This is a genomic window from Erythrobacter sp. JB1-4, from assembly GCF_057365025.1.
The window spans coordinates 1,369,543-1,384,062 of the sequence record NZ_CP200292.1; the positions used below are offsets into that span (position 1 = coordinate 1,369,543).

Genomic DNA, 14,520 nt, shown 5'->3' on the forward strand with positions numbered 1-14,520 from the left:
GCGCTCAGGCATGAAACCCCGGCGCAAAATCCACTTTCCCACTCGGCATCTCTCCATCCATCAGCAAAGCCTGAAAGAACTCAGGTGGCGGGCCGGGATAGGTGAGCTCAGGGAAATGCTCAAAGCCAAAGCGCGGGTAGTAGATATTGCTCCCCAGAAGCACGATGCCCTTGGCGCCGGCCGCGCGCATATCGGCTATGCCGCGCACGATGAGCGCACCGCCGATGCCGCGGTGATGGAGCTCTGGCCAGACGGACACAGGGCCCAAACCATACCAATCTTTCGCGCCGTTGCTGATGGTCACAGGCGAAAAAGCGATGTGACCAACGATGCGTTCCTCGCCTTCTGCGACCAGTGACAGGGTCAAATCGTCGTCTTTGCGCAGGCGGTCGATCACATGCTGCTCGTCGCCCTCGCTAAAGGGCATTTCCCTGAAAGCTGCCTCGGTAAGCGCGTGGATCGTCTCTTCATCACCCGGAGCCTCGGGGCGGATGGTGACCGCTATTTCTGACCCCTTCATGTGAGCAAATGTCCTGATTTATCGCGCTTTGTGGCGAGGTATTTAGCGTTATGCGGATTGTCAGGCAGCTGGTGATGCACCCGCTCGCTCACATTAATACCCGTCGCCTCAAGGCTTTTGACCTTCGCTGGATTGTTGGTCAGGAGCCGGATGGACTTTGCACCAATCAGCTCCAACATCCGCGCCGCCACGGGAAAATCGCGGGCCTCATCGGGAAGGCCAAGACGCTCATTCGCCTCAACCGTATCGAAGCCCTGATCCTGCAAGCGATAGGCGCGCAGTTTGTTGACTAGGCCAATGCCGCGCCCCTCTTGGCGCATGTAAAGGAGCACGCCCCAGCCGCCCTCTTCACGTGCATGTTCAGACATGGCCTCAAGCGCTGCGTCCAATTGCGGACCGCAATCGCATTTGAGGCTGCCCAGAACATCGCCGGTGAGGCATTCGGAATGAAGGCGAACGAGAGGCTCTCGGTCGCCGGATTGCTCGCCGATGATAAGAGCCACATGTTCGCGGGTGTCTGCTGTGGAGCGAAAGGCGATGATTTCCGCGTCCTCGTTGGCTTTCACAGGGAGCCGCGCTCTTGTCACAATATCAAGCCGACCTGCATCGGTATAAGCGGCGAGGTCACTTGCGATCAGCGGGTGCGGCTCGCCGCCTTGGGCAGGGTCCACCATGAAGGCGGGGAGAATGCCTGCGATGCGCGCATATTCCATCGCGGCGACCGCCTCATCCGCCCATTCGATAGGTTCGGCTTTGAACGGCCCCTTAAAGGGGTTGTTTAGATCAAGCGATGGGTCCGCAATCGGTCGCGCTATATCGAGGGTGAGCGGTTCACCTGAACGGATCAGAATGGGCGTATGCGGTAAATCGCCCTGACCTTTCTTGGGCGCTGCTTCGAGCTGATTGATCAGTTTGAGCGTCGCCGCGCGTGCGGCGGAAATCAGCAAATGCCCCGAGGATGCACCGCTCGCGGTCGCGGTCTCCACCGGCAAAAGCACCGGACCGCCTGCAAAATCGAGCGCCCAGCCATGCCGCAAAGCGTCAACCGCCTGCGCCGCGCGGCGCTCTGGCGAGGGGCCTTTTAGGCTGGAGGCGTGCTTGTCACACATGGGGCCTAAAGATCGAACTCTGTCACCAGCGGGATGTGGTCCGACGGTTTCTCCCAATCGCGCGCCTCTTCGAGCAAGGAATGCCCGGTCGCTTTCGCGGCAAGCTCACGCGAGGCCCACATATGGTCTAAGCGCCGCCCGCGATCATTCACGCGCCAGTCTTTGCTGCGGTACGACCACCACGAGAAATAGCGCTCTGGATCGCGGATAAACTCGCGGCCCAAGTCCACCCAGCCGTGCGCGTCTTGGAACGCCCTAAGGGTCTCCACCTCAATCAGCGTGTGGCTGACGACTTTGAGAAGCTGCTTGTGGTTCCACACATCGCTTTCAAGCGGCGCAATATTAAAATCGCCAACGATCATTGTGGGCGCGTCGATCCCCTTGGCCCACTCTATCATGCGTGCGAGAAAATCGAGTTTCTGCCCAAACTTGGGGTTCTTATCGCGATCAGGCTCATCGCCGCCTGCTGGGATATAAACATTGTCGAGGCGCATCCCTCGGCCAACAACCTCAACACCAACGTGGCGCGCTTCGCCATTCGCCTGCCAGTCGTGGCGCGCATATTCGCGGATCGGCACGCGGGAGACGGTGGCGACGCCGTGGTAGCCCTTCTGACCGCAGATCGCTTGATGCTCATAACCCAGCGCCGCCAATTGCTGTGCAGGAAACTGATGCTCCTGACATTTGATCTCTTGCAGACACAAAATATCGGGCCCTTGCATTTCGAGAAATTTCTCGATGATGGGCAGGCGCAGGCGGGCGGAGTTGATGTTCCAAGTGGCAACAGAAAGCATGGTGTGGACTTAGAATGCAGAGCACAAAAACGCCACCTTTCACTTTCGCGTCACACAGCAAAGCGATAGCAAGGCCGCCAAATGGAGACCCAGATATGACACGGACCCTCACCGCTCTTCTTATGACCACTGCGCTTTCGCTTGGCGCCTGTACCACGAGCGGTGACGCGCCTTCGCTCGCCAGTGCCTCTCAGCCAGCAACGGATAACGCAGAGCAACGCGCCAAGAATGTGATCCTGTTCATTGGGGACGGTATGGGCATCTCCACCATTACGGCTGCGCGGATCTATGAGGGGCAAAAGCGCGGAGAAAGCGGGGAGGAAAACGTCCTCTCCTTTGAAACTTTCGACAATGTGGCTCTTGTTAAGACCTACAACACCAATGCGCAGGTTCCCGATAGTGCTGGCACAGCGACTGCGATGCACTCGGGCTCCAAGACTCGCATAGGCGTAGTTGGCATTGGACCGGAGGCGACACGCGGGTCATGCGCTGATGCATTGGCGCATCCGCTTCCTTTGCTTGGCGAAGAGGTGAAAGCCCGCGGCCTTGCGCTTGGGATAGTGTCTACCGCGCGCATTACGCATGCAACCCCGGCCAGCGTGTATGCGAGGAGCGCTGATCGCAATTGGGAATCGGATGCGGCCATCCCGTCGGAAGAAGCTGCTCTGGGATGCAAAGATATTGCCTCTCAGCTGATTGAATCGGACTGGGATGTGGCGCTTGGAGGTGGGCTTGGCGCGTTCTTTGGGTCGGAGATGGGAGGAAGGCGAAGCGAGGCTGATGCCAACCTTCCTGCCGCTTGGGCAAACCGGACAGGCGGTTCTTACGTGACCAATGCTGCCCAGTTGAACGCAGCCCCGATGGACAAACCCGTGCTCGGCCTCTTTTCACCAAGCCACATGACCTACACAGCGCGGCGAAAGGCGGACGGTGCAGAGCCAACGCTCACCGATATGACAGCGCAGGCGATTGCGCGGCTGAAAAGCGATCCGGACGGGTTTTACCTGATGGTCGAATCAGGCCGCATCGATCACGCACACCACGATGGACGTGCTGGAGTGGCTCTTGAAGAAACGGTCGAGTTTGCGCGCGCCATCCAATACGCCATCGACAACACAGACCCTGCCGACACGCTGATCATGGTGACCGCCGATCACAGCCACGTGTTCACAATCGCGGGATACCCAAAGCGAGGGAATGATATATTGGGGTTAGTGGTGCCACCTGCGGGCGATATCACGAATACCGAAGAGCCCCTGCCCGCCAATGACGGTAAGCCCTATACGACGCTGGGCTATGCCAATGGTCCCGGCTCCATTGCAGGTCTTGATCCGCGCCCCGATCCCGAAACGGGCGTCACGGCGCGCCAGCAATCCACGATCCCTTTGGGGAGTGAGACTCACGCTGGTGAAGACGTCGCGCTGTACGCTCAAGGGCCCGGCGCAGAAAAAGCGCGCGGCGTAATCGAGCAGAATGTCATTTACGACATTATCCGCGGAGCGTTTGGCTGGGAATAGATAGGCTTGAAAAAGAAAACCCCAAAAGAAAACCCCAGTGCCGGGGGGCGTTGGCACTGGGGTTCCTTGTTAGCGTTCGTCACGCTTGGTCAAGACGGCTCTAATTCGTGCCAAGGGCAACAGGGGGAAACCCTCTGGCTTGGCCGTCTTGAGAATCGTATTTAGCCTGGACCAGCTTTCAATCGAATGAACGCGTCGGTAGGTTGGTCGCAATATTACAACTTTTTGCAGGTGAGCCGTTTACCGTGGTCGACGAGAGGTGCGGCGCGGGTCCCTGAACCTGAACGTCGAATCAGCTACTGAGACGCCATAGCGATGATTGCTCAGTCGGACGGTCGTCCGGTGGTTCTGAGCATCCACAGCCACCCAATTCATCAACTGCAATCCTCCAGGTGCTCCGGATTTGCGAACAAAGTTCATGATGATGCGGCCGAATTCAGGGCGGCTCGGGTCCTTCACGTCCACGCTCACCACTTCGGAGCCACCGAGCGAGAGAAGCGTACCATATTGCTTCACATCACGGGCAGGATCGAGCAGCGCACCGAGCGGTGATTTCTTAATCGGCCAGCGCTCCACCTGATTAACCTCATAGTCGACCATGTAGAGCGACTTGCCGTTGGAAACGACGAGGAGGTCAGCATCCTTGCCGTAGTCAAAACGGATTTTGCCGGGGCGCTTCAGCGTCATGGTGCCGTTCGCGACATTGCCCGCACGGTCGATCTGATTGAAATCGGCCTTCATCGTGGAGATCGCGCGAAGGGCCGTGACGGCGCGGTCGAGATCAGCGCTGTTGGTCTGAGCTTGCGCCTCAGGGACCAAAGTGGGCGCGCCAGAGGTGTTGCCAAGGGAAAGGCCCAAGGCACACGTGCCCGCAGCGGCAAATGCAATGCAAGCTTCGCGAAAAAGTTTGGTGGTTTTCATAAGTCGACAATTACGCGCGATGCGTTGAACTGTCGATGAATTTGCGCAGCCCGCTTCGTTCAGCAGGCGCGCGAGGCAGAAGCGCGATCTTACTTGATCTTGGCTTCTTTGAACTCGACGTGCTTGCGAACCACGGGATCGTATTTGCGGAACGTCATCTTCTCGGTGATGTTGCGCGGGTTCTTTTTGGTCACATAGAAAAAGCCGGTGTCAGCGGTCGACACGAGACGGATTTTCACGGTTGCTGGCTTCGCCATTGCAAGTTCCTACAGATCAGGTGAGGCCAAAAGGCCGTAAAAACAAAGAGCGGCGCTGGACCCTGTTGGATCACGCCGCCTCACAGACGCGCGCCTCTGAGCGATTCACGGGGAAAAGTCAAGAAGAGTCGGAGCCCGACAGGCCGTCAAATTCGGCTACCAATCCGAGCGCGACACTTTGCCTCGCTTGGCTTTTACCTCACCCCGCACTTTCTTCGCCTTAAGCCGCTGGGTCTTGCCCACTCGGTTCACACGGGTCTTGGCGCGTTTCTTGGGTGCACGGTGCGCGGCTTTGAGCATTTCCTCCAAACGCGTCCGTGCAAGCTGGCGATTCGCCTCTTGGGTGCGGTGTTGCCGCGCAGTGATCAAAAGGTCGCCAGCGGTTGTGAGCTTAGAACCTGCCGCCTCGCGTAGCCGCGCAAAGACGGAAGGGGGCAGGCGCAAGGCATAGATATTGACGCGCAGCTGCACCTCGGTCGCGACCTTGTTGGCGTTCTGACCACCGGGGCCGGAACCTGCGAGGAAGCTCTCCTCAGCAAGAGCATGGGCGCGGTCTAGAAGGGTGTTATCCATCGTCCTTCTCAGGCGGCGTCAATGGAGGCGGTGCGGTGAGGCCAGCGCGCACAAAGTCCTCTGGGAAAGGCGAAAACGCTGTGATCGTATTCTTACCGGGGCGCTCAACTGTAATGGTCTCTGCATGGAGCATAGTGCGCGGTGCGCCCTTATTCTGGCCTCTGACAGGGCCGTAGACAGGATCACCCAAAAGGGGCGCGCCGAGGCCTTGCAGCGCATGGACGCGTAGCTGGTGTGTGCGGCCCGTCTCTGGACGAAAGCGGATAAGAGAGCGCACTTTGTCGCCCTCACCGATGGTCTCAAGCAGCTCCCAATGCGACACGGCAGGCTTGCCCTTCTTAGCCGCGATCATCCGCCAGCCTTTTTCCGCCGAGCTTATTTTAGAAAGGTTCAGGGCAATGGTGCCCGATGTCTCCGCTGGCTTCAGATCAAGCACCGCAAGGTAAGTCTTACCCACCAGCCGATCTTCAAACGCCTTGTTGAAACGCTTCAAAGCCTTGGGATTGCGCGCCAAGAGAAGACACCCAGAGGTATCCGTATCCAGTCGGTGCACAGCCACAGGGCGGCGTTGAAAGCCGAGCTTCAATTCATCGAGATGATCCTCAAGACACGCACCCCCGCGCTTGGGGCGGTCCACGGGGAGCCCTGCGGGTTTGTCGATAACGAGCGCTTCGCCGTCTTCGTAGAGAATGGGGATGGAGGTCATGCGTGCGCCCTAGGGCTTACCCAGCGAATTGTCGAAGCCAGATTTTAAAAGAATGATTGCTCAGATGAGCTTTGCGGCGAACAGCCCGCGCACGGCATTGCCTAGCTGAAAGCCGCCTTCGAGATCATCAAGGGTCAACTCAGCCTCGCGCGCTTGGCCCTTCTCAATCAGATATTCGCGCAAGATGCCTGGCAACAGCCCCAGCGATTGGGGTGGGGTAAGGAGAACGCCATCGCGCTCCACAAACACATTCGTAAAGCTGCCTTCGGTCACCAAGCCGTCTTCGCGCACCAGAATGGCTTCAGCGCCGCCGTGTACCTGAGCAGCCTTCAACGCCTCCTCATAAAAGCCTCGGTCACTTGTTTTATGGGCAAGCCGCCAGTCGGAAGGATCGAGAGGATTTGGCAAAGCCACCACAGGAACAGGCCCCTCGAACGGTGCAGGCAAAGGCCCGGTCTCAATCACGCTGGCCCCGCTTTTCGAAGTGAGAAGTCGCACTTTGGCAGGCTCAGCGAGCTCAAAAACAAGCGCGTGGATTTGATTGCGCAAAGCATGGCGGTCGAACTCAAAACCCAGCATGGCAGCGCTCTTCTTCATGCGCGCCAAGTGCAATTCGAGCATGGCAATGCCCGTCTCGGGGTCAAACGCCATGGTCTCAATAAGGTCTGCACCTCCCGACTCAGGCCCGCGTGCAAAACCGGCCTTCACTTCGCACTCACGGCGCTCGGCAAACGGCTCGCTGTCAGCAACAATCGCCGATCCAACACCCAGAACAGCGGACCCTTGCCCGTTCTCAATCGGAGTGAGCCGCAAGGTCCGAATTGCAACGTTGAACGCCGCTGAGCCATCTGAACCAATGCGTCCAATAGCGCCGCAATAAGCCCCCCGCGCATCGCGCTCGACGTCTTGTATAAGCTCCATCGCGCGGATTTTCGGCGCGCCCGTGATCGACCCGCAAGGGAACATCGCGCGTACAAGGTCGCTCGCGCCCATTCCTTCAGCAAGCTCAGCGCGCACGCTCGAGACCATTTGGTGGACCGTCGGATAGCTCTCAATCGCAAAAGGCGCGTCCACCCGCACACTTCCCGGCACCGCAACCCGCGAAAGATCATTGCGGATAAGGTCCACGATCATAAGGTTCTCGGCCTTGTCCTTGACCGAGGTGCTCAGCTCCTCAGCCAAAGCCGCGTCACTCTCCGGGTCTCCCCCGCGAGGCCGGGTGCCCTTCATCGGCTTGGCTTTGGCTTTGCCTTCTGGGTCCAACGCAACAAACAGCTCAGGCGAGAAACTCAAAAGCCAGTGCGAGCCATCGAAGATGATCCCGCCATATCCGGCATTCGCAGAGCCCCGAAGCTGCGAATACAGCGCCACCGGATCGCCTCGGTACGACCCGGCGAGGGGATAGGTTAGGTTCGCCTGGTAGATATCGCCAGCGTGGATCGCCGCGCGAAGCTGCTCAAACGCCTCAGCATAGCCAGCAGGCGACACTTGCGGCTCCATCGGGCCAAGCCGCGCCTCGCCATCAGCACGCGCAGCAAGCCAAGCGGGCACATCGGCAGCAGCAATGCGTGTTGGCGCGTCGAAAAGCCCGAGCCACACGAGCGGTCCATGCGCGCCCGTCCTCGCATTGGCCAAGGGCACCAGCTTGTCTTCGAGTGCTAGCCCCGCCTCGTAGGCGATCATCCCGGCAAGCTCTGCGCCCGCAGATTTGGCATCGAGGCGCGCAGCTTCCGCTGCTTCAAGGGTCGCCACGACTTCCTCAGGCCGGAAGGCCACAAATACCTCACGCGGTGCCGAATACACAAGCGCATCCGCCGCTGCGCCTACTTCTCGGGCATCGTCTAAAAGTACAAAGCACTCATCTGTTGGAGCTTGACCCATCACACTCAGCTTTAAGGCGCTCCCGGCCCCAAGTCGATAGGGTCCTTTGGCTAAATCGCGCCTCCTGCGGTTGACCAAATCACCGGTGAGCGGCACACGGAAAAACAAGTGTTTCGGGAAGGATTAGGCTGAGCAATGAGCGACATATTTCTAGGACTTGGCGGCAATGGCGAAAATCAGAGCCTCGCTTTGTCGCGTGCGAACCGTCACGGCCTCATCGCAGGGGCAACCGGAACGGGGAAGACGGTGACGCTCCAAGGGCTTGCTGAAAGCTTCTCCGCCGATGGTGTCCCCGTGTTTGTGGCCGATGTGAAGGGGGATTTGTCCGGTATCGGAATGCCCGGAAGCCCCAAGTTCAAACACGCCGATAAGCTGGAAGGCCGGGCCAAAGAGCTTGGCATGGATGACTACGAATATTCCGATAATCCGGTGATCTTCTGGGACCTTTATGGTGAGCAAGGCCACCCAATCCGCACCACAATTACCGAAATGGGTCCGCTGCTTTTGGCGCGGCTTTTGGACCTGAATGATACGCAGGAAGGCGTCTTGCAAATCGTCTTCCGCTATGCCGATGACAACGGGCTCTTGCTCCTCGATTTTGGCGATCTTCAATCGCTCCTCCAATGGGCAAATGAAAACGCCAAGGAGTTATCAGGCGCTGGCTATGGCAATGTGTCGAAACAATCGGTTGGCGCGATCCAGCGGCAGCTTTTGAGCTTTGAAAGCCAGGGCGCGGACTATTTCTTTGGCGAACCCGCGCTTGAGATCGATGACTTCCTGCAAAAAGATGAGAACGGGCGCGGCTATGTGAATGTGCTGGCGGCGGACCAATTGATGCGAAGCCCCAAGCTTTATGCGACTTTCCTTTTGTGGTTGCTCGCCGAATTGTTTGAGAGCCTTCCCGAAGTGGGCGACCCCGAAAAACCGACGCTTGTGTTCTTCTTCGATGAAGCACACCTCCTTTTCGATGACGCACCCAAAGCGTTGCAGGACAAGATTGAGCAAGTCGTGCGCCTCATCCGCTCCAAAGGCGTCGGCGTTTACTTCGTGACCCAAAACCCGATCGATATTCCTGAGGAGGTCGCAGGGCAACTCGGCAACCGCGTTCAACACGCTCTTCGTGCCTTCACCAAACGCGACCAACGCGCGATCAAAGCGGCAGCTGAGACCTTCCGGATCAACCCCGACCTCGATGTGGAAGAGGCAATCACTGAGCTCAAAGTGGGCGAGGCGCTTGTCTCCACCCTCGATGAAGAAGGCGCGCCCACTGTGGTCCAGCGCACCCTCATCAAGCCCCCGCGCTCGCGGCTTGGCCCTGTGACCAAGAAAGAGCGCGCAATCATCCAGTCGATCAGCCCGTTTGACGGCAAATATGACGAGGTGGTGGACCGTCAGAGCGCCGAGGAAGTGCTCGCCCAAAAGGCGTCCGATGCTGTTGAGACTGCCAAAGAGGTCGAAGAGAAGGGCGAGGTTGAAGTCGGCAAACGCAGCCGCAAGAGCAAATCCATCTGGGAAAAGGCCATGTCGCGCGGTGCCAAAGTGGCAGCGGGTAGCGCTGCTGGTATCGCCGCAGCAGCCGTGCTCGGCAAAAAATCACGCGCCAACCCTATGGCGTCTGGGCTTACCTCTGCGGCTGGCTCGATTGCGACAGACCTGGCAGGACCTATAGCGGGCCGTTTTGTGCGCAATTTGATCGGCGGATTGATGCGGTGAAGTGGGCAATTGCCAGCCTTTGCGCCTTCGCCCTCGCATCCTGCTCATACGAGGCGACAGTGGCTGACGATGCCCCCGAACCGGCCACAGTTGTCGTCGCCTTCGACCGCGAGACGACCGACCTTTTGATCACTGAAGGCGTGGCAAACCGCGAAACCGGACGCCGCGTTGCACCCAATGACCCGGTGCGCATCGCCAGCATATCCAAGCTCATTATGGCGCTTGCAACCTTGCGGCTTGCGGAAGAGGGTGTTGTCGACCTGGACGCTGATGTGTCTGAATATTTGGGCTATTCTGTGCGGTCGCCCGGTTTCCCTGATGCGCCGGTGACGCTCGCTCAACTTCTCTCGCACCGCTCCGGGCTTCGTGACGCTGGTGGATATGTGATCCCGCTGGGCGAAAGCTTGCAAGAGCAGCTCTCAAATCCCGAAAGCTGGTATGCTGATGCGCCGCCGGGTGAAGCGCCTTTTGAATATGCCAATATCGGTTCGCCAGTCGTAGCCACCGTTCTCGAGGCGGCGAGCGGAGAGCGGTTTGACGCGCTCCTCAATCGGCTTGTTTTTGAGCCATTGGAGATCAAGGCGTGCACCAATTGGATTGGCTGCTCTGACGATATGGCGGCGCGCGCTGTGACGCTTTACCGCGACACAGGCGAAGTCGCGCGCGACGATGCGGCAGACCTTCCGCCCAATTGCACAATCCCTGTGGCCGACGGGGTGGAATGCACGCTGGAAGGCTATATCCCGGGCACAAATGCCAGTGTCTTCAGCCCGCAAGGCGGCGTGCGGATTGGCATGGTGGACTTGGCCAAGATCGGTCAGGCGCTGGTACGCGAAGGGGATGGACTTTTAACTGAGGCATCCCTCAAAGCGATGTTTGCATCCGCTGACCCAGTCATAGAGGGCCAAGAGTTTTTCTGCGGGTACGGCCTCCATTTACAAGCGCTAGAGACACCGGGTAGCAAATGCACAGACGCGCTCTTTAACGACGGCATAAAGCGCTATGGGCATGCTGGCGAGGCTTATGGCCTGCGCTCTGGCCTATGGTTTGACCCGGTAAGCGGGAAAGGCCTCGCCTATTTCACCACCGCCGTTCCCCCGCGAGCTAGTGCAGAGGATGAAGGTGGCTTTGATAAGCGCGAACTGGCTCTGATTGAGCGCGCGCAAGGATTACTCGCCGAGCGGTGAATGGGTCAGCTTGAAGTCCTCGAAGTTGAGGCGACACGGCATCTCAAAAGCCAAGACCGCTTCGCCTCCAACCGCGCGCAACATGGCGTCTGCGTCCTCGCGCGTATCGCCGGTTAGCGCCTGAAGGTAATCGAGTGCGCGCTGGAACATCCAAAGGCCAAACGGCAAAGCTGCCCTTTGGCCTGTCACGCCCTCAACGGTGAAATCCGTGAAGCCAACGGCGCGCGGCACTTCGGCACCGGGGTTGGCCGCCGCCCAATCGCTCAAAAGCTGTGCGACTTTTGTGAGATAGGGCACTTGCTCACTCATCATCCGGCGCAAAATAGGCAAAAGCGTTTCGGGCACCTCGTCACCGGGTGAAAACTCACCTGACAAGGGTTCAGGCGCAATCATCCGTTCGACCCACCGGGCGACATTCGGCGCAAGGCGCTTCATCATTTCGCCGCTCTTGGGGTCGCGATAATTATGCGCATAAAGCGGGCCGATGAGGCCATAATCGCCAATGCTCGGGCGCGAGCCGAAGAGGAAATCGTGAGCGGCAAAATGGCGATCAAGATCAGCCAGGAGCGCTTCATATGACTTTTCGATGGCAGGAGCGGTCGCTTCATTAATGCCAAGCATGGGCACAAAGCCTTTGAACATGGCGCCACGTTTTTTGCCTGCTTCATATTGCTCCTCAGCGCTCCCATCGGGCAGCGCCGTTTTGCCGAACTCTGAGTAAATCCACTCCTCATTATAATGCCAGCGATAATGCATGGCAGGGATCACCAACCACTCATCACCAAAGCACTCCAACAAAAGTGCCGCCAAGCGCTGGATCGGTGTTTCGGGGTAGACTGAAGGTCCGCTTGAATGCGCCTCAAAGTGGTCAATAATGACGGTCGTGTCTTGAAGAAGGGTGCCATCTTCCAGCTCAACTACAGGGATCACTGGTCTTCCAACCGCAGGCACCACCTTGGAGACGAACACGGGATCAACGGGGAGCTTTTCGGTATATTCTACCCCTTTCCAATCAAGGTAGCTGCGCAGCTTTCCTGAAAACAGCGAAGGGGGGCGCCGTACAGTGTGACACTCATTGAAAGCTCTCCCGGACAGTATGGGCAAAATTACAGTGGCAGTCGCAGTTCGGCGCGAAGACCGCCTTCGTTACGGTTGGCGATCACCAATGCCCCGCCATGCGCCTCAGCGATAGCACGCGCGAGCGTCAGACCAAGACCCGCCCCGCCCGTTGCCCGGTTTCGCGAAGCCTCACCCCTGGTAAACGGCTCCATCATGTCGGCGAGCGCCTCTTCCGGAATGCCGGGGCCATTGTCTTCAACCCGCAAGATGGCGCGGGTTTCGCCGCGCACCATGGAGACTTGCGCTCCACCGCCATAGCGCACAGCGTTGGAAGTAAGGTTGCGCAGCGCTCGCTTGACCCAGGTCACCTGAACCTTGGCGACAAGCCGCTGAGGGTCGATCATAGCGACAGGCTCACCCAAGTCCTCGAACTCTTCGACCACTCCGATGGCAAGGGCGCCAAGGTCCACCGCCTCGGTCTCCAATGTGCCCTTTCGCCCCATACGCGCAAGCATCAGAATGTCGTCTAGCGTTGCAGTGATGTCTTCGATCGATGAGGCCATTTTGGCGCGTTGGTCGTCGTCAGTGACGCTCTCAATCCGGACGCGAAGTGCGGCAAGCGGCGTTTTGAGATCATGCCCTATCGCGCCCAGCATAACGTCTTTTTCATCAAGCAAAGCAGCAACCCTTGCCTCCATCGCGTTGTGCGCAGCGATCAAACGGCGGGTATCGTCGGGGCCGGTCTCAGGAAGCTCCACCACCTGATCAGGGTCGCGCGAAAAGTCGGCAACCCTTGTGGTGAGCATCGCCAAAGGCCGGGTGATGCGCCGGATGACGAAGAAAAGAGCGGCGATAAGCAGGACAAAGGTCACCAGTGTCTGAAACACCACAACGCCAAGTCCGCCCTGGGGCCTTTTGGGGGCAAAGAGTCTTGCTGTTTCCCATTCACTCTCTGAGGTGCGCTGAATGGTCGCGACGATCAGGTCCCGGTCTTGCCATTGCCGATTTGCCGCAAGCCTTGGGCGGCGTGCGGCAATGCGTTGCAACAGCGGATCATCGCCTGCCCGGATAACGGCGACTGAAAGCGACGCGGGTTCAATCCCCTCACCTTCAAGAACTTCGCGCAGCCGTTCGCCAAGGTCTTGGCGCAAGGGGCCATTTTGGGTCGCCAACGGCTCTCGCGGCGTGACCATATATCGCAGCCTTGCAGGCAACCGATCACGCGCGGCCTGTTCTGCCATTGGGCCACCCACATCACGCAACCGGCGACGTTGGTCGCGAAGGCGCTGTCTTTCGACGGGTCGCACCTCATCACCTTGCGCCCTTTTCGCACGCTCAGCGCCATTGATAAGCCGAAACGCTGCGGTGGTCACAGCTGCGCCCTCGCGGCGCTCTTCGCCTGCCCGGAACAGCAACGTCACCGAAATCGCCTGAGAGATAAGCAAGGCAAGCGCGACGCTTACCATGACCTGACCCAAGAGGCTTGAGGGGAGGAGCCGCTTCACGAAGGTTGCACATCCGGGGGTAAGCGCTTGACGCTCGCAGCAAAGCGATAGCCACCACCGCGCACGGTCAGGATAAGTTGAGGATTGCTGGTATCGGCTTCGATTTTGCGGCGCAGGCGGCTCACTTGATTGTCGACTGCGCGGTCAAACAAATTCGCCGTGCGCCCTTGGACAAGGTCAAGCAGCAGATCGCGGTCGAGGACTTGGCGCGGGGAATCGAGAAAGGCGCGCAGCAAGCGGAATTCTGCGGTCGAAATTGGGACCGTCACACCCTCAGGGTCAATGAGTTTGCGTTTGAGCGGATCAAGCAGCCAGCCTTCAAAACTGTAATGCCAATCTTCCATTTCGGTTTGCGGTGGAGCTGAACGGTCTACCCGGCGCAGCACTGTGCGAATGCGGGCAACAAGTTCGCGCGGCTCGAAGGGTTTGACCACATAATCGTCAGCGCCAAGCTCAAGCCCAAGGATGCGGTCCATCGCCTCGCCTTTTGCGGTGAGGAAGATGACCGGCAACCCTTGCGTCTCAACCAAATGGCGGCACAGCGATAAACCGTCCTCACCCGGCATCATGACATCAAGGAGGACAAGATCGGGCCGCATCGCGGTGAGCTCAGAACGCGCGCTGGCTGCGCTATCAGCTTCGACGACACAAAAGCCCTGGCCGATGAGATACTCGGCCAGGGGCTCACGCAAGGTGGCTTCGTCATCGACGAGCAAGATTGTGGGCGCGTCTTGGGTCATTTGGAAAACTGTCATGAAAGGGGTCGGCCCGGTGTGCA

At 58.7% G+C, this 14,520-nt stretch carries 14 protein-coding genes; 3 read left to right on the forward strand and 11 right to left on the reverse strand.

The annotated features are described in order from the left end of the window. Positions 1 to 4: 4 nt before the first annotated feature. From AC0V61_RS06135 to AC0V61_RS06145, 3 genes are read right to left on the reverse strand one after another with little or no spacing between them, the layout of a single operon-like run. Positions 5 to 520 (reverse strand): GNAT family N-acetyltransferase, encoded by a 516-nt coding sequence (locus tag AC0V61_RS06135; protein ID WP_486156386.1) that lies wholly within the window; start codon positions 518 to 520, stop codon positions 5 to 7. Continuing rightward, a complete protein-coding gene (ribA, locus tag AC0V61_RS06140; RefSeq protein WP_486156387.1) occupies positions 517 to 1,629 on the reverse strand; it encodes a GTP cyclohydrolase II in 1,113 nt (370 codons plus the stop codon). The genes AC0V61_RS06135 and ribA overlap by 4 nt, the downstream gene beginning before the upstream one ends. Positions 1,630 to 1,634: 5 nt before the next feature. Beyond that, entirely contained in the window at positions 1,635 to 2,423 is a 789-nt protein-coding gene (locus AC0V61_RS06145) for an exodeoxyribonuclease III (RefSeq protein ID WP_486156388.1), read from the reverse strand. 95 nt (positions 2,424 to 2,518) lie between these two features. On the opposite strand from AC0V61_RS06145, the gene AC0V61_RS06150 reads away from it, so the two are divergent. Then, complete coding sequence (locus AC0V61_RS06150) at positions 2,519 to 3,940, forward strand: alkaline phosphatase (RefSeq protein ID WP_486156389.1); 1,422 nt, start codon at positions 2,519 to 2,521, stop codon at positions 3,938 to 3,940. 240 nt (positions 3,941 to 4,180) lie between these two features. Here the strand turns inward: AC0V61_RS06150 and AC0V61_RS06155 are convergent, their stop codons facing one another. From AC0V61_RS06155 to pabB, 5 genes are all read right to left on the reverse strand, one after another. Beyond that, positions 4,181 to 4,861: a LolA family protein gene (locus AC0V61_RS06155; RefSeq protein ID WP_486156390.1), complete on the reverse strand. Its 681-nt coding sequence runs from the start codon at positions 4,859 to 4,861 to the stop codon at positions 4,181 to 4,183. Positions 4,862 to 4,950: 89 nt separating this feature from the next. Further along, positions 4,951 to 5,118, reverse strand: coding sequence for a 50S ribosomal protein L33 (gene rpmG, locus AC0V61_RS06160; RefSeq protein ID WP_034961594.1), 168 nt, complete (start codon positions 5,116 to 5,118; stop codon positions 4,951 to 4,953). 156 nt (positions 5,119 to 5,274) lie between these two features. After that, positions 5,275 to 5,691, reverse strand: a complete 417-nt coding sequence (arfB, locus tag AC0V61_RS06165) for an alternative ribosome rescue aminoacyl-tRNA hydrolase ArfB (RefSeq protein WP_486156391.1) — start codon at positions 5,689 to 5,691, stop codon at positions 5,275 to 5,277. Continuing rightward, a complete protein-coding gene (locus tag AC0V61_RS06170) occupies positions 5,684 to 6,397 on the reverse strand; it encodes an RluA family pseudouridine synthase (RefSeq protein WP_486156392.1) in 714 nt (237 codons plus the stop codon). Before AC0V61_RS06170 ends, arfB begins: the two co-directional genes overlap by 8 nt. A 60-nt stretch (positions 6,398 to 6,457) precedes the next feature. Next, positions 6,458 to 8,278 carry an aminodeoxychorismate synthase component I gene (gene pabB, locus AC0V61_RS06175; protein WP_486156393.1) on the reverse strand — a complete coding sequence of 607 codons (1,821 nt, stop codon included), beginning with the start codon at positions 8,276 to 8,278 and terminating at the stop codon, positions 6,458 to 6,460. Positions 8,279 to 8,413: 135 nt separating this feature from the next. Between pabB and AC0V61_RS06180 the strand changes: the two genes are divergently transcribed. After that, complete coding sequence (locus AC0V61_RS06180; RefSeq protein ID WP_486156394.1) at positions 8,414 to 9,991, forward strand: helicase HerA-like domain-containing protein; 1,578 nt, start codon at positions 8,414 to 8,416, stop codon at positions 9,989 to 9,991. A gap of 59 nt (positions 9,992 to 10,050) precedes the next feature. Continuing rightward, positions 10,051 to 11,178 (forward strand): serine hydrolase domain-containing protein, encoded by a 1,128-nt coding sequence (locus AC0V61_RS06185; RefSeq protein WP_486156395.1) that lies wholly within the window; start codon positions 10,051 to 10,053, stop codon positions 11,176 to 11,178. Here AC0V61_RS06185 and AC0V61_RS06190 read toward each other — a convergent pair. From AC0V61_RS06190 to AC0V61_RS06200, 3 genes are read right to left on the reverse strand one after another with little or no spacing between them, the layout of a single operon-like run. Beyond that, positions 11,161 to 12,282, reverse strand: coding sequence for a glutathione S-transferase family protein (locus AC0V61_RS06190; protein WP_486156396.1), 1,122 nt, complete (start codon positions 12,280 to 12,282; stop codon positions 11,161 to 11,163). The genes AC0V61_RS06185 and AC0V61_RS06190 overlap by 18 nt on opposite strands. Before the next feature lie 2 nt (positions 12,283 to 12,284). Then, positions 12,285 to 13,742, reverse strand: a complete 1,458-nt coding sequence (locus AC0V61_RS06195) for a sensor histidine kinase (protein ID WP_486156397.1) — start codon at positions 13,740 to 13,742, stop codon at positions 12,285 to 12,287. After that, positions 13,739 to 14,497, reverse strand: coding sequence for a response regulator (locus AC0V61_RS06200; RefSeq protein ID WP_486156398.1), 759 nt, complete (start codon positions 14,495 to 14,497; stop codon positions 13,739 to 13,741). The genes AC0V61_RS06195 and AC0V61_RS06200 overlap by 4 nt, the downstream gene beginning before the upstream one ends. Positions 14,498 to 14,520 lie beyond the last annotated feature (23 nt).